Origin of the sequence: Flavobacterium piscis, assembly GCF_031457575.1 — a bacterium.
GTDB classification, from domain to species: domain Bacteria; phylum Bacteroidota; class Bacteroidia; order Flavobacteriales; family Flavobacteriaceae; genus Flavobacterium; species Flavobacterium piscis_A.
The window spans coordinates 1-20,920 of sequence record NZ_JAVDWQ010000022.1; the positions used below are offsets into that span (position 1 = coordinate 1).

18 protein-coding genes are annotated in these 20,920 nt (G+C 33.0%); 14 read left to right on the plus strand and 4 right to left on the minus strand.

Annotated elements, in window-relative coordinates:
- Positions 1-520 precede the first annotated feature (520 nt).
- The 5 genes from J2W48_RS21035 (at position 521) to J2W48_RS21055 (ending at position 2,582) form a co-directional block, all read left to right on the plus strand.
- Positions 521-901 (plus strand): DoxX family protein, encoded by a 381-nt coding sequence (locus tag J2W48_RS21035; protein ID WP_310283960.1) that lies wholly within the window; start codon positions 521-523, stop codon positions 899-901.
- Between the two features lie 11 nt (positions 902-912).
- Positions 913-1,122 (plus strand): hypothetical protein, encoded by a 210-nt coding sequence (locus tag J2W48_RS21040; protein ID WP_310283961.1) that lies wholly within the window; start codon positions 913-915, stop codon positions 1,120-1,122.
- 74 nt (positions 1,123-1,196) lie between these two features.
- Positions 1,197-1,574 carry a VOC family protein gene (locus J2W48_RS21045; RefSeq protein ID WP_310283962.1) on the plus strand — a complete coding sequence of 126 codons (378 nt, stop codon included), beginning with the start codon at positions 1,197-1,199 and terminating at the stop codon, positions 1,572-1,574.
- Positions 1,575-1,599: 25 nt separating this feature from the next.
- Complete coding sequence (locus J2W48_RS21050; protein WP_310283963.1) at positions 1,600-2,118, plus strand: DinB family protein; 519 nt, start codon at positions 1,600-1,602, stop codon at positions 2,116-2,118.
- Positions 2,115-2,582, plus strand: coding sequence for a DUF1440 domain-containing protein (locus J2W48_RS21055; RefSeq protein WP_310283965.1), 468 nt, complete (start codon positions 2,115-2,117; stop codon positions 2,580-2,582). The genes J2W48_RS21050 and J2W48_RS21055 overlap by 4 nt, the downstream gene beginning before the upstream one ends.
- Here the strand turns inward: J2W48_RS21055 and J2W48_RS21060 are convergent.
- Positions 2,571-3,662, minus strand: a complete 1,092-nt coding sequence (locus J2W48_RS21060; RefSeq protein WP_310283967.1) for a DNA topoisomerase IB — start codon at positions 3,660-3,662, stop codon at positions 2,571-2,573. The genes J2W48_RS21055 and J2W48_RS21060 overlap by 12 nt on opposite strands.
- A 275-nt stretch (positions 3,663-3,937) precedes the next feature.
- Between J2W48_RS21060 and J2W48_RS21065 the strand changes: the two genes are divergently transcribed.
- The 7 genes from J2W48_RS21065 to J2W48_RS21095 all read left to right on the plus strand — a co-directional run bounded on the left by J2W48_RS21065 (position 3,938) and on the right by J2W48_RS21095 (position 14,088).
- Entirely contained in the window at positions 3,938-4,996 is a 1,059-nt protein-coding gene (locus J2W48_RS21065; RefSeq protein ID WP_310283969.1) for a glycoside hydrolase family 130 protein, read from the plus strand.
- Positions 4,977-7,250 (plus strand): glycosyltransferase, encoded by a 2,274-nt coding sequence (locus tag J2W48_RS21070; RefSeq protein WP_310283970.1) that lies wholly within the window; start codon positions 4,977-4,979, stop codon positions 7,248-7,250. The genes J2W48_RS21065 and J2W48_RS21070 overlap by 20 nt, the downstream gene beginning before the upstream one ends.
- Positions 7,251-7,657: 407 nt before the next feature.
- Positions 7,658-8,413, plus strand: coding sequence for an MlaE family ABC transporter permease (locus tag J2W48_RS21075; RefSeq protein WP_310284045.1), 756 nt, complete (start codon positions 7,658-7,660; stop codon positions 8,411-8,413).
- 1 nt (position 8,414) lies between these two features.
- Positions 8,415-9,194, plus strand: a complete 780-nt coding sequence (locus J2W48_RS21080) for an ABC transporter ATP-binding protein (RefSeq protein WP_310283971.1) — start codon at positions 8,415-8,417, stop codon at positions 9,192-9,194.
- 26 nt (positions 9,195-9,220) lie between these two features.
- Positions 9,221-10,018 carry an MlaD family protein gene (locus J2W48_RS21085; RefSeq protein WP_310283972.1) on the plus strand — a complete coding sequence of 266 codons (798 nt, stop codon included), beginning with the start codon at positions 9,221-9,223 and terminating at the stop codon, positions 10,016-10,018.
- 20 nt (positions 10,019-10,038) lie between these two features.
- On the plus strand, positions 10,039-12,837 hold the full coding sequence (locus J2W48_RS21090) for an AsmA family protein (RefSeq protein ID WP_310283973.1): 2,799 nt from the start codon (positions 10,039-10,041) through the stop codon (positions 12,835-12,837).
- A 51-nt stretch (positions 12,838-12,888) separates the two neighbouring features.
- The gene (locus J2W48_RS21095) at positions 12,889-14,088 is read left to right on the plus strand and encodes an NAD(P)/FAD-dependent oxidoreductase (protein WP_310283974.1); all 1,200 of its coding nucleotides are present in this window, start codon (positions 12,889-12,891) and stop codon (positions 14,086-14,088) included.
- A gap of 196 nt (positions 14,089-14,284) precedes the next feature.
- Here J2W48_RS21095 and J2W48_RS21100 read toward each other — a convergent pair whose 3' ends face one another.
- Positions 14,285-15,310: a helix-turn-helix domain-containing protein gene (locus J2W48_RS21100; RefSeq protein ID WP_310283976.1), complete on the minus strand. Its 1,026-nt coding sequence runs from the start codon at positions 15,308-15,310 to the stop codon at positions 14,285-14,287.
- Positions 15,311-15,474: 164 nt separating this feature from the next.
- On the opposite strand from J2W48_RS21100, the gene J2W48_RS21105 reads away from it, so the two are divergent.
- Both J2W48_RS21105 and J2W48_RS21110 read left to right on the plus strand, forming a co-directional pair.
- The gene (locus tag J2W48_RS21105; protein ID WP_310283978.1) at positions 15,475-15,960 is read left to right on the plus strand and encodes a DNA-deoxyinosine glycosylase; all 486 of its coding nucleotides are present in this window, start codon (positions 15,475-15,477) and stop codon (positions 15,958-15,960) included.
- 101 nt (positions 15,961-16,061) lie between these two features.
- Positions 16,062-16,649 carry a DUF4142 domain-containing protein gene (locus tag J2W48_RS21110; protein WP_310283979.1) on the plus strand — a complete coding sequence of 196 codons (588 nt, stop codon included), beginning with the start codon at positions 16,062-16,064 and terminating at the stop codon, positions 16,647-16,649.
- Between the two features lie 108 nt (positions 16,650-16,757).
- Here J2W48_RS21110 and ligA read toward each other — a convergent pair whose 3' ends face one another.
- Together ligA and J2W48_RS21120 are read right to left on the minus strand one after the other, a co-directional pair.
- The gene (ligA, locus tag J2W48_RS21115; RefSeq protein ID WP_310283980.1) at positions 16,758-18,764 is read right to left on the minus strand and encodes an NAD-dependent DNA ligase LigA; all 2,007 of its coding nucleotides are present in this window, start codon (positions 18,762-18,764) and stop codon (positions 16,758-16,760) included.
- Between the two features lie 221 nt (positions 18,765-18,985).
- Positions 18,986-20,920, minus strand: coding sequence for an OmpA family protein (locus J2W48_RS21120; RefSeq protein ID WP_310283982.1), 1,935 nt, complete (start codon positions 20,918-20,920; stop codon positions 18,986-18,988).

The following is a 20,920-nucleotide window of genomic DNA, read 5'->3' on the forward strand; positions in this document are numbered from 1 at the left end:
TCTTTACTCTTTACTCTTTACTCTTTACTCTTTACTCTTTACTCTTTACTCTTTACTCTTTACTCTTTACTCTTTACTCTTTACTCTTTACTCTTAACTCTTAACTCTTAACTCTTTACTCTTTACTCTTTACTCTTTACTCTTTACTCTTTACTCTTTACTCTTCACTCTTCACTCTTAACTCTTTACTCTTAACTCTTTACTCTTCACTCTTCACTCTTAACTCTTTACTCTTAACTCTTTACTCTTCACTCTTCACTCTTCACTCTTAACTCTTTACTCTTTACTCTTTACTCTCCACTCTTAACTCTTTACTCTTAACTCTTTACTCTTAACTCTTTACTCTTAACTCTTTACTCTTAACTCTCAACTCTCAACTCTTAACTCTCAACTCTTAATCTAACCCCCTCAACTTGTCTTAAATGACCCTAAAATAGTCAGAAATACCTATTCTGATAAAGAAAGAACAATAGTAGATTTGTATTAAATAATTAACTAACAACTATTTAAAAACAAACCAATGAAAAAAGAAAAAATCATTTTTTGGACTGCTACCATTCTTATTTTTTTATTTGAAGGTGTTATGCCTGCCCTTACCTCTCAATCTGAAATGGCAAAAGAAGGCCTCAGGCATCTGGGATATCCTGAGTATTTCGGAAATGCTTTGGTGGTTTTCAAAATATTAGGCGTATTGGCTTTAATTATTCCGCAAGTACCAAATCGTATTAAAGAATGGGCTTATGCGGGTTTTGCTTTCGATTTTATATTTGCTTCTATCAGTCATTTCGCTGTTGACGGTTTTGATTTTCAGGGCTTCTTCCCGTTGATTGTTCTGGCGGTTTTAATGATTTCGTATAGCTATCATCATAAGCTGGAACGTTATAAAAATAATCCTGTATAAATTTAAAATCGATGATCGAGGTCTTTAAAACAAATGTTCAGGAAGCGGAGCAATCAAAAGTGATTGTTGGGCAACTTCTTGAACATTTCCCAAATAGTGTCATCAACTTTGATCTTGAAGATTGTGATAAGATTCTGCGGATTCATGCTGTATCTATTTCAAATAATAAAATCATAGCCCTCATGAATTCTTTTGGGTATCAATGTGAAGTACTTCAGTAAAACCATAAATTATTGATTTTTAAATATTTAAAATTGTAATTTTGGGTTTATCACTAATTTAAAATAATATAAAAATGAATATTCCAGCAGAACATCAGACCATAATGCCTTATTTGATTTTACAAGGCGCTTCAAAATTCATAGATTTCACAAAAAATGTATTTGGAGCTACTGAAACCAACACAAAATCACTTCGCGAAGACGGAACTATTATGCACGCCGAAATTACCCTAAACGGAAGTACAATAATGGTAACCGATGAAATCACAGACTGGGGAAAACAGACCTCAAATTTGTTTATCTATGTTCCTAATGCAGATAAAACGTATCAAAAAGCTTTAGAAAATGGTGCTGTATCACTAATGGAATTAAGCGATCAGGACTACGGAAGAACTTGTGGCGTAACTGACCCGTTTGGCAATGTCTGGTGGATAACATCTGTAAATAAATAGTTTTCTAATCTTTAAAACAATAAAAATGAAAAAGGCACTTCAGAAAAATATTGTTGAAACATTCAGAAAGCTAACCGAAATTATTACTTCTTTTTCACAGGAAGAATGCAATGTTGTACCGTACATAGGAAGCTGGACTGCCGGACAAGTGGTTCAGCATATTATTATTGCCTGTTCCGGTTATCCTGCATTATTTGCAGGTAATACCGAAAAAACAAATAGAAAACCCAATGAAAAGATAAAAGAACTTGAAGCTGTTTTTTTAAACTTTGCTATAAAAATGGATTCTCCTGATTTCCTGCAACCAAAAATTATCGACTACAATAAAAATTCCCTGAGTTTATCTCTGCTGAAAATAGAATCCGATTTATTGAATAGTTGTGAAAAATATGATTTGACCCTGACTTGTCTGGATTTTCAGCTTCCGGGCTCTGAAAAATTTACTATTTATGAGTGGATCCATTTTGCACTAATTCATACTCAAAGACATACCAAACAGTTAAACGACATTTTTAATTACATAAATCATAAACTCATCATATGAAATCGAAAACAGAATCGATATTCCTGGCGGGATTAATTGCCGGTACGCTTGACATACTTGCCGCTATTTTTTTCTACACCATCGTATTTCAAAAAACAACGGCAATAAAAATCCTGCAGTCAATTGCCAGCGGTATTTTTAAAAAAGAAGCTTTTACCGGAGGTTCGCAAATGATAGGGTACGGATTGGGTTTACACTTTTTTATTGCTATCATTTTTGCCTGGTTTTATTTTAGCCTTTATCCATACCTTCCCTTTTTAAAAAAGAACACTTTAATTTCAGGATTTTTATATGGAATTTTTGTCTGGATTGTAATGAATCTTATTGTACTGCCCCTTACATTTGCAAATTTACCTGAGAAACATTTAGATTTTCCTTTGATTTTAGCGGTGCTGATTCTGATATTCTGTGTTGGGCTTCCTATTGCTTTTATCGCCCGAAAGTATTACTCTTTAAATCGATAATTCAGGCTGATAACTTTGAATGAGTTCTAAAAAAACAGTTTCAGTACGGGAAAAATATAGCTTATTGCTTCTGCTTCTTTTAATCTTATCAAAATATTCTTTAATAGATCCGTCTTCATACGTTGCAATCAATAATGGATGTACATAATAATTCCGGCAAACAGTCCTGGTGTTTCCTAAAGCCTGAGCTGTGGCGTCATAGGCCGTAAGAATATTTTTTTTAACTTCCTTTTCATCTTCAGCAATTCCCAGTTCCATTAACGTTTCAAAGAAAATAACAGATGCTGACCATGTCCTGAAATCCTTGGCACTAAAATACTCACCTGATATTTCATGAAGATATACATTAACCATATGGCTGTCAAGGGTTTTTCTTTCTCCATTTTCATCATAATATTTAAAAACTTCCCAGCCCGGAATTTCCTCGCATTTGCTTACTAATTTTATCAGCTTTTTATTTCGGATTGTAATAGTGTGCTGTTTTCCCTTTTTTCCGATGAATTCAAAACGGATTGCATCCTTATTGATGTTGATATGCCTTTTTCGCAAAGTAGAAAGTCCGTATGATTTATTGTTTTTGGCATATTTTTCATTTCCAATTCTAATATGGGTTTCTTCCATGAGTCGGATTACTAAAGCAACGACTTTATTCTTTGACCATTCTTTTTTTTCCAGATCGGCATCGACCTGTTTTCTTATCGCAGGTAATCTTTTTCCAAAATCGGCTATCTTATAAAACTTGGTCTGATTCCGAATCAGATTCCATTTAGGATGATAGCGGTATTGCTTTCTGTTTTTGTCATCAAGCCCAACAGCCTGAAGGTGCCCGTTGGATAATTCAGTAATCCTGACATTTTCCCAGGCAGGCGGAAGCACCAGACTATTAATGCGTTTTAATTCGTTCTTCTGTTTAATACACCTTCCATTTTTTTTATAAACAAAAGTATCACCTTCCTTACATCGTTGTATAGGCATTGATTTATCGCTTACATAAACCAAATCTAATTTTTCTACAGCCAATTCCGGTTTTGTAATTAAAAGGGTCATTAATTTCTCCTGCGATTTTCTATTTGTGTTCATGATCAGTTTATATTTTAATAAGACCTCACAATTCTCTTCATTTTGATGTCCGATAGAAATCGTTGTTTTTGAAAGATTACTAACTCTGTACAAATTTTATTTAATAAAATGTTTCGGTTTAATCCTATTGATTTTTTTATTGACTATAAAAGTTCCTTTAATCATCTGATTCCCTTATATAATTCCCATATAAAACCTTTTGGGTTAATTTTTTAGCCGATTGGATTAAACCTCCCCTTGTTTGTGAAATAATTTTATAGAAATTAACTTAAAATATGGAATTAGCTACAAAACATGGCGTAATTTTAGAAAAAACCGAAAGGGCTTTTGAAGAATCAGGCGTTTTAAATCCTGCAATTTATCAGGATGAAAATACAGTTCACATGTTTTACAGAGCAACAAAAAGAGGAAATTTTTCGACTGTTGGCTATTGCCGGTTAGAAGGTCCAACTACAGTTATTGAAAGAAATCGAGAACCTGTATTTGCTTCGGAATATGTATATGAAATCCATGGTGTGGAAGATCCAAGAATTTCAAAAATTGATGATTTGTTTTATCTTACTTATGTAACGTATGATGGAATAAATGCTTGTGGGGCACTTGCGGTTTCAAAAGATTTAAAAAAATTCAAAAAGAAAGGTATTATCACGCCTAAATTTATTTTGAATGATTTTACAAATCTTATCAGAAAGCATTTGCAGAATCCGAGTATTGCTAAAATACTTGCATTCAACGTGGAAAGAAATTATCCTTTATCAGAGATTGTTCAGGAAAAGTTATTTGTATGGGATAAAAATGTGGTTCTTTTTCCGAAAAAAATCAATGGAAAATTCGTTGGGTTACACCGACTGTTTCCTTCAATACAAATTTTTAGTTTTGAGAAAAAGAAAGATCTGACTGAAGATTTTTGGAAAGACAATTTAAAGAATTTGCCTGACTATTTGGTGATGGAACCCAAATTTGATCATGAAACAAGTCATATTGGCCCGGGTGCTCCTCCTGTTGAAACTCCTGATGGATGGCTGTTAATTTATCACGCTGCCGAAAAAAGAGAGAAAGGATTAGTCTATCATGCCTGTGCGGCTCTGCTGGATATTGATGATCCCTCAAAAGTTTTGGCAAGATTAAAAAAACCATTAATAACGCCATCAGAATATTATGAAAGACACGGCTATGTTAATTATGTGGTTTTCCCTACCGGAACTGCTGTTTTTGATGACCGCCTTTATATTTATTATGGTGCTGCAGACGATAAAATTGCAGTAGCCTCTGTAAACCTCAATGACCTATTAAAAGAACTTAAAAATAATCGCCATGAAAACTCTACAAACTAAATCAAAAATAATTTTTATGTCTACATATCCGCCTACTCAGTGTGGAATAGCAACTTATACACTCGATTCTATAAAAGGAATTGAGGATGTATTTGGCAAATCAGTAACCTGTGAAATTTGCGAATTGGTAGATAAACCCAAATCAAATCCTACACAGGCTTATACACTGAACACTAAAAACAAGGAGGAGTATGCCAAAGTTGCTGAACAAATTAATGAAGACGAAACGGTAAAACTGGTTCATATTCAACATGAATTTGGTTTGTTTGGAGGAAATTATGGCGATTTTTTATTAGATTTTTTAAATGGTATCAAAAAACCTGTAACATTTACTTTTCATAGCGTAATCCCGAATCCAAACAACGAATTAAAAACTTTTGTAAGGTTACTCCTGAGTTATAGCAACTCTATTTTTGTAATGACAAACCAATCAGAGGAAATTTTGATAAGAGACTATGGAATTGAAAAAGGAATAATTACCTATGTCCCTCATGGAACCCATGTTGTAGTCTATGATTTACCTTTCCATGCAAAACAAAAATTCAATATTGAGGACAGACTTGTATTATCAACTTTTGGTCTTTTGGGAGAGGGAAAAAATATTGAAACCGGCCTGAAAGCTTTGCCTAAAATTATTGAAAATACACCAAATGTACTTTATCTGATTATCGGCAGGACACATCCTAATTTAGTAATTGACGGTGTAGATACGTATCGCGAAAAACTTGAGCAAATGGTTGACGATTTAAATTTACGCAACCACGTACAATTTATAAATGCATATTTAGACACTGATCAGCTTTTAGAATATCTAAAAGCAACCGACATTTACATGTTTACTTCCAAAGACCCTAATCAGGCTGTAAGCGGAACTTTTTCTTATGCTATGAGTTGTGCCTGCCCAATCGTAGCATCAAAAATCCCGCATACCTTAGAGGTGTTGTCTTCGGATTCAGGAATTCTGGTTGACATTGGTAATGAAAATCAGTTTGCCGAAGCGGCAATCAAATTACTTTCTGATGAGAATTTAAGAGAAGATATGGGAATTAATGCTTTTCGCAAAACTTGTGCATCATCTTGGGAAAATGTAGCAATAGCACATATGAATATCTATAAAAAATTATTTGATGATGCTACAAAAGTCCAATATAGTTATCCTACTATTCAATTAGACCACATAAAGAAAATGACTACCAATTTAGGTATCATTCAATTTAGTAAAATTTCAGTTCCTGACTTATCATCTGGTTATACATTAGATGACAATGCACGTGCTTTAATTGCTTTCTGTATGCACTACAAACAAACTGAAGATAAATCAGACTTGCCGTATATCCTGATTTATTTAGATTTCATCCAGCGTTGCCAAAAACCTGGTGGTGATTTCATAAATTATGTTGATGAACATAACAGGGAACATATAGAGCAAAATGCTGAAGTGAACCTGGAAGATTCAAATGCAAGGGGTGTCTGGGCATTAGGAACCTTATTGTCTATTTCAGATATTTTACCGGAAGCGATTGTACATAAAGCTTCAACCTGTTTATTAAATAGCCTGCCATGGGCAGAAACTATCCAATCGCCACGTTCTATTGGTTTTGCTACAAAAGGTTTGTATTTATATAATAGTGTGGCACCTAATTTATATGTGTCTGCAATTATTAACAAGCTGAACGCAAAATTGGTTTCTAATTATGAAATTCACGCTACTAAGGACTGGAAATGGTTTGAAAATTATCTTACCTATGGAAACGGTGTTTTACCAGAATCTATGTTATATGCTTATTTGGTAACAAACAAACCAATCTATAAAAAAATTGCACTGGAATCGCTTGATTTTTTACTGTCAAAAATGTTTACAGCAAACGGCTTCAAAGTTATTTCTAATGACGGATGGTATCATAAGGATTCTGAACCGCAACAATTTGGTGAGCAGCCAATTGATGTTTCCTACACTATTCAAACCTTAAATGCATTTTATAAAGCTTTTAAAAATCCGGTTCATAAACAATACATGAACACAGCTTTTAACTGGTTTTTAGGGAAAAATCATTTAGGGCAAATTATGTATAATCCGGTTAGTGGAGGCGGATATGACGGACTTGAAAAAGAAAATGTCAATCTTAACCAGGGAGCCGAATCAACAATTTGTTACCTGACAGCCCGATTATTAATGGAAGATTTTAAGACAACATCTGAAGGAAAAGTTATTGATCTGATTAAAACAAAAGCAGATTTGATAATCAATTCCTAAACTGAACTAAATCACTATGAACAAAAAGTCCCATAGATTTATTTGGCTGGAACACTATTTATTAGCCACAAATTACACGAATTAGCACTAATTAATTTGCAAAAATCCGGGTAATTTGTGGCTAATATTTTTTTAGAAGCTAAGCAAAATCCACTTCACTAAAGTACATAGTTATAAACTATATCTGAGAACAGTAAAATCTGAAAAAATTCCCTTATTCAGGGATTTTTTTATCGGAAAATATGAAGAAACGCAGCTTTGCCTTGTTTATTGTGTTTCTGTGCAAATTATATAAACTTACTATAAAGTTATGTAATGGATAATTTATACTACTAACCTAAATTTAATCAATAGATAAACAAAGGCCGTAAATTCTGTTTATAATTATAAGCAACTAAAAACCAGCTATTTTGATTTTAAAAAATACATTTACTGAAATAGGAACCGCAACACAATTTGCCGCTAAATTCTTTAAAGAGGTTTTTATTCCGCCTTATGAAACAAAGGAATTCCTAAAACAATGTTATGTTATTGGTTACAAGTCATTGCCTTTGGTTGCCATTACCGGATTTATAATGGGTTTGGTACTAACGCTTCAATCCAGGCCAACATTAGTGAAATTCGGTGCTGAATCATGGCTTCCCGGAATGGTGGCACTTTCATTAATCAGGGAAATAGCCCCTGTAATTACCGCCCTGATTTGCGCAGGAAAAATATCCTCAGGAATTGGTGCCGAATTAGGTTCGATGAAAGTTACGGAGCAAATTGATGCTATGGAAGTTTCTGCCATAAATCCTTATAAATACTTAGTAGTAACCCGAATTTTAGCCACTACTTTAATGGTTCCAATCCTTGTGTTTTTTGCAGATGCTGTTGGAATAATTGGTGGTTTTGTAGGGATTAATATTCATGGGGACGTTAATTTCTACCGCTTTTTAACACAAATTTTTCAGTCATTGGAATTTTTAGATGTTATACCGGCAACTATTAAAACTTTTTTCTTTGGTTTTTTCATAGGAATGATTGGATGTTATAAAGGATTTACTGCCTCAAATGGAACAGAAAGTGTGGGAAAAGCAGCAAATTCAGCCGTTGTAACGGCTTCATTAACAATTTTTATTATTGATATGTTAGCTGTTCAGGTAACCGATTTATTTTTTTAAGATGATAAAGGAAAAAGAAAATACAGCACAAAATACGATGATTGACAAACAGACTGCAATTATCGAAATAAAAGATTTGCATAAAACTTTTGGCAGTGACAATCATGTTTTAAAAGGAGTGAATTTTACTGTTATTCAGGGAGAAAATCTGGTAATTCTGGGACGTTCGGGTTCAGGGAAATCTGTACTGATAAAATGCATTGTCGGGCTTATCTATCCTGACAAAGGCGAGATCAGTGTATTTGGCGAAAATGTTTTAGAACTTCAAAAAGAAGAACTGAATGTAATGCGAATCAAAATTGGATTTCTGTTTCAGAGTGGTGCCCTTTATGATTCTATGTCTGTTCACGAAAATTTGGCATTTACCCTTAGAAAACATCAACGTGACCTGACTGCCGATGAAATTGAAAACCAGGTTATTGAGGCCTTAGACAATGTGGGCCTAAGTGATGCGATTGAGAAAATGCCTGCTGAATTATCTGGTGGTATGCGAAAAAGAATTGGGCTGGCCCGAACATTAATCCTGAAACCTGAAATTATTTTATATGATGAACCAACAACAGGATTAGATACTATTACATCCAGAGAAATCAGTGAATTGATTTTGGATATCAGGGATAAACACAAAACAACTTCAATAATAATTACCCACGATATGGCCTGTGCCAAACTAACGGCAGACCGTATAATTGTTTTAAAAGAGGGTGTCATACAGGCCGAAGGAACATACGAAGAATTAGAAAAAAGTGAAGACGAATGGGTACGCTCGTTCTTTGAATAAAAAAAATCAAATTAAAATCAAAAATCATGGATAAGCAATCTGGATCTGCCTGGAAATTAGGAATGTTTGTAACAATAGGCTTATTGCTTTTTATAATGGCAATCTATTTTATTGGCAAACAAAAAAATCTTTTTGGATCTACGTTCCGAATTACATCAAGCTTTAAAACAGTCAGTGGTTTGGAGATTGGTAATAATGTCCGATTTTCCGGAATCAACATTGGTACTGTAGATGAGATTCGGCTGGTCAATGATTCTACCGTTGTGGTAGGAATGGTCATCAAAGACGATGTTCGTGAATTTATTAAAACCGATGCAAAAGCAAGTATTGGTTCAGATGGATTGATGGGAGATAAAGTACTTACTATTTCTCCTGGCATAAAATCGCAGAAAGTGATTGAAAATAATGGCCGTATTGCTTCACTTAACGGAATCGAGATGAATGACATCATGAAAAGTGTCAAAAAAAGTATGGATAATGTAGGCGTCATTTCCGAAGAGTTAGCCATATTTAGCCACAGCATGAACAATGGTGATGGAGCTTTGGCAAGGCTGGTTCGTGATCCGGGCATGGCAAACGCTATGGATAATACAATTTCGAATTTAGAAAAAGGTACCCGGGGCTTTAGTGAAAATATGGAAGCCGCTAAAAGTAATTTTCTTTTGAAAGGCTACTTTAAGAAGAAAGAAAAAGAGAAAGAAAAAGAAAAAGAAATAGAAGAAACCAAAGAAAAAAAAGAAGAACAGGAAAAGGCTGAAAAAGCAAAAGAGGAAAAATTAAAAGAAGAAAAGAAAAAAGCTGAGGAAGCTAAAAAAACTAAATAATAACGAATCACACAGCAGGGATGAATTCAAAATTCAAAAATATTGCTTTAAAAACTGCAAAAATTTCAGGAATAGTAATAGCAAGTATCTTGTTGTTGCTATTTTTGATTCCACTACTTTTCCCGGGAACAGTTGCTTCTGAAGTCAAAAAAATTGCAAATGAAAGATTAAATTCCAAAATGGAATTTTCCAAATCAAGATTTTCTTTTTTTACACATTTTCCATCCCTAACAGTTTCATTGGATGATTTAACCCTTACCGGCTCAGCTCCTTTTACCAACGATACTTTATTAAAAGCAGAACAGGTTGCCTTTGGAATAAATATTAAAAGATTATTATTTGATAACGAGGTTAAAATAAATAAACTATACGTATCCAAAGCATTGGTCAATATAATGGTCAATCAAAAAGGTGAAGCCAATTACAATATTTATATTGCACCTGAAGACAAAAAAAAGGATTCTACGGAAGAAGGAACCGCAATTCGTTTGGAACGAATTGATTTTGAGGACTGTCATATCAGGTATAATGACCGTTCAGCCAAAATTCTTGTTGACGCAAAAGGCTTTAATTATATTGGAAAAGGAAATTTAAGCGAAGATATTTTTGACTTAAGTACAGATGCTAAAATTGATACTGTTGATTTTTATTATGATCGTACAGCATATCTCAGAAAAAAAGAATTACATGCCGATCTGATAACCCGAATCAACACAAACTCCTTAAGTTTCATTCTTCAAAAAAATGAATTGCAAATCAATAAACTGCCTTTAACATTCACCGGATTATTTACCATTTTAAGAGACGGATACAAAATAAACATACAGGCAGCATCTAAAAATGCTTCTCTAAAAGATTTATTATCAGTAATGCCTCCCCAATACCTGACATGGATGGACAATACCGAAATGTCAGGAAGAAGTAATCTGTTATTCACTTTTAAAGGAAATTACAATGTTGCCAAAAAACAAAAACCGAATTTAGCTTTCAATTTAAAAATCGATGAAGGTGCTGTAAACTATAAAGATGCACCGGTTCCATTAACCGAGTTTCAAATGGACCTGAATGCCATTATGCCTTCACTTGATGTAGAAAAATTATTAGTAAACTTAAGAACATTTCGTTTTAAAGTAGGTGAAAAAGATTATTTTAATGCTTACTTTAAAAGCAAGGGCCTAAGCGAAATGAATGTTGACTCCAGTATAAAAGGGGCTTTGGACCTGGCTACGGTTGATGCTGCTTTGGGTTTAAATACAATAGACCTTAAAGGAATTTTAAAAACCAATATTCAGGCAAAAGGTTTATTTAGTACTTCAAAAAAATTATTTCCCAAAACACGAGGTGGAATCTCATTGCGAAATGGCTGGTTAAAAACCGACTCCTACCCTAACCCAATTACAGATGTTACTTTTGTGGCAAATGCACTTAATAAAAAGGGGACTTTTGAGGATTTAATTGTCGCTGTTGCACCTGCTTCTTTTGTATTTGAAGGGAATCCGGTATATGTTAATGCATCCTTTTCTGACTTCAGTGATTTAGCTTATAAAGCCAAAGTTAAAGGAGAACTGAATGTTGGCAATATTTATAAGGTGTTTTCACAAAAAGGAATGGATATTACGGGATATGCCAAAGCAGACCTTTCGCTGCAGGGAAAACAAAGTTATGCTACCACCGGACAATATGATAAATTAGACAACAAAGGAACAATCCTTCTAAAAAACATTAAAGCAACTTCGGAACTTTTTCCTAAAACATTTTTAATCAGGCAAGGAAATTTTCGTTTTCAGAATGAAAAAATGTGGTTTGAAAAGTTCTATGCCTCATACGGAAAATCCGATTTCAACATCAATGGTTATCTTTTGAATACCATTAATTACTTTTTGGAATCTAAAGGAACTTTGAGCGGGAATTTCAATATGAAATCAAGGCTGATTAATGTTGATGAATTTATGGCACTTGAAAAAGGAGAAAATAAAAACCGAAATATTGAAGTTGAATATGCAAAAGAAGACCATCCAAAAATGAGCGGAGTTGTTATTATTCCTAAGAATTTAGATGTTGCCTTGACAACTAATGCTGATAAAGTAGAATATAACGGATTGGTTTTAAACAAGCTCACCGGGAAAGCCGGAATTTCAAAAAGTAATTTTTATTTAGAAAACACCACTTTTAACATCATTGATTGTATTGTAGGTATTGATGCTTCCTACAAAGACGAATCACCGACTATGGCACATTTTGATGCTCATTTCAAAGCCAAAGATTTTAGCGTACAAAGGGCATACAAAGAAATTCCGATGTTTCACAACATGGTTACTGCTGCTGAAAAAGCAGAAGGCATAATCTCTGTCGATTATAAAATCATAGGGGACTTAAACGGAAATATGGAGCCAATTTATGAGTCCCTGGAAGGGAAAGGAACATTGAATTTACGTGATGTAAAAGTAAAAGGCCTCAAATTATTAGATGGAATCAGCTCTAAAACCGGTCAGAATAGTTTAAGTAATCCTGACATGAAAGGAATCGAAATTAAAACAACTATAGATAACAACCTCATTCATATTGAAGACTTTACCTTTAGTGTGGCCAGTTTTAGACCAACTATAAAAGGTACAACCAGTTTTGATGGATTATTAGATTTAAGAATGCGATTAGGACTTCCCCCATTTGGTATTATAGGATTTCCAATCGTAATAACGGGAACTCATGAAGAGCCCAAAATAAAAATATTTAGTAAGACCGGTAAGGAAATATCAGATGCTGTTTATGACGAAAAAAACAATAAAGTTATTCGAAAGGAAAGAGTCAAAACAAAATAATTAAATTAATAATCATAAATACTTTCTTTCTTACAGGATTGAAATATAAAAATGAAGTTAAAATCTACCGGAACTTTTTGGCCATTAAAAGATGCCATGGAAATGAGTTATCCTTCGCTTGAATCAAATATAAAAACTCCAATTTTAATTATTGGCGGAGGGATAACAGGGGCTTTAACGGCCTATAAATTAATTACCGAAGGAAAAAAGGCAGTGATTATAGACCGGCGTGACATTTGCAACGGAAGCACTGCCGCCAGTACTGCCCTGCTCCAATATGAAATTGATGTTCCCCTTCACGAACTTATAAAACTAAGAGGTTTAAAATGCGCTGTAGATAGTTATCAAAACGGTATAAACGCTATTTATGATTTAAAAAAAATAGTTGCCGAAATTAAAAGTGACTGCCATTTTGAATTAAAAAAAAGCATCTATTTTTGTTCGGTAAAAAAACACATTCCTTTTTTAGAAAACGAATTCAGCTCCAGAAAAGAAAATGGTCTTAAAGTTAAATGGCTAGATAAAAACGATCTGAAAAAGTTGGGGCTTAATGCACTGGCAGCCATACAATCTGAAACTGCTGCAGTAATGGACCCCTATAGATTTGCACTGGATTTACTTTTATATTGTACCAAAAAAGGACTTCAGATCTATGACCGCACTAATATTACAAAAATATCTCATCAAGATGATACGTTTGTAGTTACCACTGATACTGATTTTGAGATCACTGCCCATCATGTCATACATTGCAGTGGCTATGAAAGTACAGAAACATTAAAAGAAAAAGTTGTTGATTTAAAAAGCACTTTTGTAATCACTTCTGAAACAATACCAGACTTACCCAATGATTTTACGAATTATATTTTCTGGGATACCTCTGAGCCTTATTTATACTTTAGAGCTACAGCTGACAATAGAATAATAATGGGCGGTGGCGATGAGGACTTTAAAACCCCTGAAAAGAGAGACGAAATGCTTCCCAAAAAGGAACACTATCTTTTAAAACAATTTCAAAAAAAATTTCCTGACCTTAATTTCAAAATAGATTATTCCTGGGCTGGAACCTTTGGAGAAACAAAAGACGGATTACCTTATTTCGGTAAACCTGATTCCAAAAAAAACGAACATTACATTTTAGGATTTGGTGGTAACGGAATCACTTTTAGCGTTATTGGGCTGAATTCAATTTTAGCTTCCATCGAAAATAAGCAACATCCGGATTTAGAATATTATAAATTTCATCGATAAATTGTAGTTTTTATATTTGCCATCGAAAATATTCTACATCTCATAAACTAAATAATAAAGGTTCTGAATTACTAAATTACGTAGTGTTTCAGAACCTTTATTTAGGGTAAAAATCAATAAACCAAGCCACTATCGACTGAAAGTCAATAGATTGATTTGGCTGACAGACTGACTGCAAGTTTAAAAACATTACATATTAAGCTGTAATAGCCAGCGGACTTTGTTTGAATTTATATTCTTTTGGACTGCAGTTATACTTTTGTTTGAATATTTTAGAAAAATAACTTCTGCTGGTAAACCCAATACAATACACTATTTCTGAAATGTTTAAATCCGAATTTCTAATCAAAATTTCAGCTTTTAAAATTCTCATATGTGTAATAAAGTCATTTACAGTACGGTCATGAATCATTTTAAAACCTTCCTGCAATTTGTTTGGAGACAAACCTGATTTTTTACTTAATGATTTTATGGTAAATTGTTCTTCAGGATTACTTTTTATAAAGTCAGAAAGTTGTTTAATTTCTTCCATTTCTCTCAGAGTCAGACAATTTGTTTCTTTTGAATGATTTTTCATATCATCAGAGTGTTGTTGAATTTCCATCGCTAATATAATTTTCAAGATACCTTCTTTCAATAAATTACGGACAATTCCGGTTTGTGATACAGCATTTAACTGTTCTATTTTCTCAGCAATTTTTAAATTGTAAGAACCAACATAAAAGAAATTTTCAACATCGGTTTTTTCAAAGAATGTTTCTTTAACCTTAAGATTCAAAGAATTTTGCTGGTTATTTTTTGACTCGTGAGTTCCTACCACAATCAGTGTAAGTTTTGCATTTACATTTTCTTCAAAAAATAAAATATTATTTTCATTTTGCTTAGATGAAACTATTGCTGTCTGAAACTTTTTCAGTTTTATTTGCGTTTCTGACAAACCAAAACTGTGGGATAAATTTCCTTTCGAGCAATAGGCAAAATAAACAGGTGAAATATGCGGGTTTGCAATACTTATTCTGGTATCTTCATAAAAAACCATATCAAACTGCAAACAAAAAATAGCATCATTAAAAGAAGATCCGACAATAGAACCTTTGGCAAAATTGTTGCTGACTTCTAATGTATATTCATCAGAATCAAAAGATATTTTTCCTGTAAAACTTGATGTAAGTTCTTCAAAAATATTTTTAATTTTATGTGTATTTATAGTAATTATTTTCATTTCGCTAAGATTTAGGGTTCTTTGTATTGTTACTGATAAATGGGAATAAATTAGATTGATTGGAATTTAAAAATCAACTTCCCAAAATTCGTTTAAAACACCTTAAATTCTGTTATATAATTTTTGTGAATTGTTTTATAATTACTTCTAAAACAACCCTGTCTATGAAAAGTTTCTCTTTTGCCCCTATATCCACACCCAATGCAACTATATTGATTTTAGGTACCATGCCCGGTACAAAATCCCTTGAAATTCAACAATATTATGGCCACCCCCGCAATAACTTTTGGCGATTTATGTTTGAAATTTTAAACGAAAGTTTTTCGGATAATTATGAAACCAGAAAAGCAGTTTTAATAAAAAACAATATTGCCTTATGGGATGTTTTACAATTTTGCGACAGGATTGGAAGTCTTGATAGTGCCATCAAAAATGAAATTTCAAACGATTTTAATCTGTTTTTAAAAAAACATCCAAATATTAAAACAATAGCTTTCAATGGGCAAAAAGCAGCTTCCTTATTTAAAAAATATGTGACTTTAAATAAACCCTACGACTTAATTACTTTACCATCTACGAGTCCTGCAAATGCTGGGAAGACATTTGAGTCTAAACTACAGGAATGGAAAATTATCAGTGACTTCAAATAATTTAACAATATTTGAATGATATAACTTTTTTAAATTTATGTGTAAAAAAGCTCGATTGTATTTCCTGTACTTTTACATTATAAATTTTAAAATCAGAAATCATGAAAAAAGTATTTTTATTAAGTAAGGCTGTTTTGGCTGCCGGAGTTGTTGTTATGAGTTTAGGTTCTTGCAAAAATGAAGCAAAACAAGAAGATCCTAAAGAAGTTGCGGAAGATCAAAATGATGCAAAATTTGAAGATCGTGAAACTAAAGAAGACGATTCTGAATTTTTAGTTGATGCTGCTGAAATTAATCTTGCTGAAATAGAAATTGGTAAATTAGCCCAACAAAAAAGTACAAATCCTGCAGTAAAGAAATTTGGAAAAATGCTTGTTGATGAACATGAAAAATCAGCAACCGAAGTAAAATCCCTTGCTGAAAGCAGAAATTTTTCATTACCTACCTCTATAACTGAAGACGGAAAAGAAGAATACAATAAGCTAAATGAAAAAACCGGAACCGATTTTGACAAAAAATTTGTTGATGCTATGATTGACGGACATGAAAATGCTATTGATAAATTTAAAATTGCGGCAGAAAATGCAAATGATGAAGAAATTAAAGCATGGGCAGCAAAAAATGTAACTTCTTTAAGAGAGCATTTACAACATGCAAAATTGCTTAAAGACGAAATAAATAAAAAATAATTGTTTATTGATTCATAAAATATAACCAATTATAATAATTAAGTCCAAACCATACTATAAAACCGTAGGGTTTGGACTTATTTTTTTGGATGATCAAATCAGAATTTATTATTCGGTTTCATTTAGTTTACTTATGAATTCTTCCTCAGACAGAATTTTAACATTCAGTTTGATGGCTTTTTCTAATTTTGCCGGTCCCATATTTTCTCCTGCTACGACAAAATCAGTTTTAGCAGAAATGGAGCTTCCTACTTTTCCGCCGTTGTCTTCGATTGTTTTCTTTAATTCATCTCTTGAAAACTGACTAAAAACACCTGAGACAACAAATGTTTTTCCGATAAATTTATCTGTAGCATCAGGATTTATGTTTTCTACAATTTCAAACTGAACACCATAACCTTTTAGTCGCTCAATAATTTTTTTATTTTCTTCGTTTTCAAAAAATTCAATGACGCTTCTGGCAATGCGTTCTCCAATTTCATCCACTAAAATCAATTCCATTAACGAAGCCTTGCTTAAAGCATCTATATTTTTATAATGTTTGGCTAATTTCTTTGCTACGGTTTCACCTACAAAACGAATTCCCAGAGCAAACAAAACACTTTCAAACGGGATATTTTTAGACTGCTCAACACCTTTTACCAGATTTTCGGCAGATTTTTGGGCCATTCTTTCCAGATGCAAAATATCTTCTACTTTTAATTCATATAAATCAGCATAATTATGAACTAAATTGTTCTTGAATAACAAGGCAACAGTTTCGCCGCCAAGACCTTCAATATCCATAGCTTTTCTTGAAATATAATGCTGAATCCTGCCAATAATCTGTGGCGGACATCCGTAGAAATTAGGACAATAATGATTCGCTTCACCTATATTCCGAACTAATTCTGACTGGCATTCCGGGCAATGCGTGATGTAATTTGTTTTTTCTGAATTTTCTGGACGTTTTTCTAAATCGACAGCTATAATTTTCGGAATAATTTCGCCTCCTTTTTCTACGAAAACAGTATCGTTTATCCTGATATCTAATTTTTCAATTTGATCGGCATTATGCAACGAGGCTCTTTTTACAATTGTTCCGGCCAACTGAACAGGTACTAAATTTGCTACAGGTGTAATAGCCCCGGTTCGTCCAACCTGATAAGAAATTGATTTTAACTGGGTGGATACCTGTTCTGATTTAAATTTATAAGCCATTGCCCAACGTGGGGATTTTGCGGTATAACCTAATTCTTCCTGATGTTGAATATTATTTACTTTTACAACAACACCATCTGTTTCATAAGGTAATTTATGACGATGAGCATCCCAATAATCAATAAAATCAAAAACCTCTTGCATATTATTGACCAATTTAGCTTCGCCCGGCACTTTGAAACCCCATTTCCTGGCTGACTCTAATCCTTCAATTTGTGTAGAAAAAGGTAAACTACTACTGGTTACAGAATACAATAAACATTCTAAAGGACGCTTGGCCACCTCAGCACTATCCTGTAATTTTAAACTTCCTGAAGCTGTATTTCTTGGATTAGAATAAGGCGTTTCTCCTATTTCAATCAATTCCTGGTTCATTTTTTCGAAACCTGCAAATGGCAGGATAATTTCACCCCGGATATCAAATTTATCAGGATAATTTCCTTTTAATTTTAATGGAACGGATCGAATGGTTTTAATATTATTTGTAACCTCATCACCCTGAAAACCATCTCCTCGTGTTAAGGCCTGAACTAATTTTCCGTTTTCGTAAGTAAGACTTATAGAGGCCCCATCGTATTTTAATTCGCAGGTATATTGCAAATTCACATTTCCTAACACTCTTTGGATTCGATTTTCCCAATCTAATAAATCATCTTTAGAATACGAATTATCTAAAGAATACATGCGGTTCTGATGTGCAATGGTTTTAAAATTTTTGGTGACCGTTCCTCCTACTCTCTGGGTTGGGGAATTTTCATCAAAAAATTCAGGATACTGGTTTTCTAAATCCTGAAGCTGCTTTAGTTTACTATCAAAATCATAGTCGGATATAGTTGCATTATCAAGAACGTAATAATTATGATTATGTAGATTAAGTTCTTCGCGTAATGTCTGGATTGTTTCTTGAATATTCATAAAATAATGTGATGAAGCATAATAAAGTGATGTTCAAAATTAGAATTATTTTAATTAATTTTTACATAAAAAGAGAAGTTTTAAAAAACAAAAATCAAGTTGCAAAAAGATGCAACTTGATTTTCTCCATTTTCATTAATTTATAAAAAACCAACTTCCAAATGGTTTATCAAAATTGATGTTTTGAATTGCCATACTACATTATACAATAAAAACATAAATTATTTTTGAATGATAATAAAATCCGAACGTCTGTTCAGGACATGTTCATCATCTGTACATTTTATGCCATTTTTACATTTATTGATTAATCTGCTCTCACCATAACCAATAGCGCTTTCTATTCGTGAAGCATCAATATTTTGGGAAATCAAATAATCACGTGTAGATTTTGCCCTGTTATCTGAAAGTTTCATGTTATAGGCATCTTTTCCACGAGAATCTGTATGCGATTCAATTTTGATTCGGATATTTGGAAATTTTTGCATGATGAAAACTACTTTGGTCAATTCCTCTACTGCCAAAGGTGTAATGTTATATTTATCATAATCAAAATAAATTGGATTAACATCTACTTTCTCGACACCTTTCTTTTTTACCACTAAATCATCGTAATTGCTAAGTTCAAAATTCACATCCTTAATTTCGCCTTCGTGCTGATTTGTCGTTTCAACTGTTTTTTCATCACTGCTGTAATTGGGTTTTGCTGCAATCATTTTAGCAACTTTTCCGCAAGGTACAGTTATAACATATTTGCCTTCAAAATTAGATTTGGTCTCGCTAAGAATATCGTTATAAGAGTTATAAGCCATGATGGTAACATCGCTAAGAGGGAGTTTTGTCTTTCTGTCTATTGTTTTTCCAGAAATATTCTGATTACAAACCGGATCTCTTTTAGTAAAAGAATAGATATCATCATCCCCTTTTCCTTCATCTCTGTTTGATGACACATAACCATAACGATTGGTTTTATCAATTATAAAAGCAAAATCATCCCTATTACTGTTTATAGGAGCTCCTAAATTTTTTGGCTCTGAAAAACTTCCATCGGATAAAAATTGGCTTTCATAGACATCCAGATCTCCCCATCCATAATGTCCGTCTGAGGAAAAATAAAGTACCCCGTTTCGAAAAAATGGAAAAAGGTCATTACCAATAGTATTAATTTTTGGACCAAGATTCTGAGGCGAACTCATTGTTCCGTCAGCGGCAATTTTGACCATATACAAATCAGTTTCACCATATCCTCCAGGCATATCTGATGCAAAGAAAAGCCATTGTCCGTCTTCGCTTAATGATGGATGTCCTACTGAATAATCATTACTATTAAAGAATATTCTTTGTGGGTTTTCTAATTTGTTATCGATTATATCACCTTTAATAATCTGGAAATTATTAGTTTTTGTTTCATCTACAATCAATTTATTCTTTTTAACAATATTTGTCGTATAATAGATTGTTTTTCCGCTGGTATCAAAACTAGCCGTAGCTTCATGATATTTAGTCATTACATTTGGCAGAAAAACAACTTCATTGAATAAACTTCCATCGGCAGGATTTCTGTCGGCAACATATAAATTTAAAAAAGGCTGATTGTTCCAGCTATACAATTTTTCGCTAAACTTGGTTGTATCTCTGGCTGAAGTGAAAACAATTTTATCCTGAAAAAATGTTGCACCAAAATCGGACTTGCTTGTATTAATATCCAGATTTTTTACTTCATAAAGCGATTTTACCTTAGAGAGACTATCCATCTGCTTCTTTTGGGTCACATATTTGTTAATCTCTTCCTTATCCCCTTTTTTATCCAGATATTCTTTAATAATGCGATTTGCTTCATCGTAATCCATAACTCCTTTCATAGATTGAATGTAACGTAAATAGTAAATATCTGTTAAGTTATTACCCTGAACTTCGTATAATTTTCGATACCATTTAAGAGCATTTCTTGCATCTGAAATGAAGTAATACGAATCGGCTGCATTCTTTAACGTTTGTGTAGATGGATTTTTGATGTTCTGTAAAATTTCTTCATAAGCTTTTGAAGCATCAGTGTAAGAATAGTTTTTGAACAAGGCATCAGCCTTTTTTAAATTAGTCTGAGCAAAACAAACCGTAAAGCTCAATACTAAACTTAGGATATATATATTTTTCAT

Excerpts from the sequence above, each read along its gene's own strand:
- J2W48_RS21035 (WP_310283960.1), top strand. The coding sequence starts at position 521 with ATGAAAAAAGAAAAAATCATTTTTTGGACTGCTACCATTCTTATTTTT.
- J2W48_RS21040 (WP_310283961.1), top strand. The coding sequence starts at position 913 with ATGATCGAGGTCTTTAAAACAAATGTTCAGGAAGCGGAGCAATCAAAA.
- J2W48_RS21045 (WP_310283962.1), top strand. The coding sequence starts at position 1,197 with ATGAATATTCCAGCAGAACATCAGACCATAATGCCTTATTTGATTTTA.
- J2W48_RS21050 (WP_310283963.1), top strand. The coding sequence starts at position 1,600 with ATGAAAAAGGCACTTCAGAAAAATATTGTTGAAACATTCAGAAAGCTA.
- J2W48_RS21055 (WP_310283965.1), top strand. The coding sequence starts at position 2,115 with ATGAAATCGAAAACAGAATCGATATTCCTGGCGGGATTAATTGCCGGT.
- J2W48_RS21060 (WP_310283967.1), bottom strand. The coding sequence starts at position 3,662 with ATGAACACAAATAGAAAATCGCAGGAGAAATTAATGACCCTTTTAATT.
- J2W48_RS21065 (WP_310283969.1), top strand. The coding sequence starts at position 3,938 with ATGGAATTAGCTACAAAACATGGCGTAATTTTAGAAAAAACCGAAAGG.
- J2W48_RS21070 (WP_310283970.1), top strand. The coding sequence starts at position 4,977 with ATGAAAACTCTACAAACTAAATCAAAAATAATTTTTATGTCTACATAT.
- J2W48_RS21080 (WP_310283971.1), top strand. The coding sequence starts at position 8,415 with ATGATAAAGGAAAAAGAAAATACAGCACAAAATACGATGATTGACAAA.
- J2W48_RS21085 (WP_310283972.1), top strand. The coding sequence starts at position 9,221 with ATGGATAAGCAATCTGGATCTGCCTGGAAATTAGGAATGTTTGTAACA.
- J2W48_RS21090 (WP_310283973.1), top strand. The coding sequence starts at position 10,039 with ATGAATTCAAAATTCAAAAATATTGCTTTAAAAACTGCAAAAATTTCA.
- J2W48_RS21095 (WP_310283974.1), top strand. The coding sequence starts at position 12,889 with ATGAAGTTAAAATCTACCGGAACTTTTTGGCCATTAAAAGATGCCATG.
- J2W48_RS21100 (WP_310283976.1), bottom strand. The coding sequence starts at position 15,310 with ATGAAAATAATTACTATAAATACACATAAAATTAAAAATATTTTTGAA.
- J2W48_RS21105 (WP_310283978.1), top strand. The coding sequence starts at position 15,475 with ATGAAAAGTTTCTCTTTTGCCCCTATATCCACACCCAATGCAACTATA.
- J2W48_RS21110 (WP_310283979.1), top strand. The coding sequence starts at position 16,062 with ATGAAAAAAGTATTTTTATTAAGTAAGGCTGTTTTGGCTGCCGGAGTT.
- ligA (WP_310283980.1), bottom strand. The coding sequence starts at position 18,764 with ATGAATATTCAAGAAACAATCCAGACATTACGCGAAGAACTTAATCTA.
- J2W48_RS21120 (WP_310283982.1), bottom strand. The coding sequence starts at position 20,920 with ATGAAAAATATATATATCCTAAGTTTAGTATTGAGCTTTACGGTTTGT.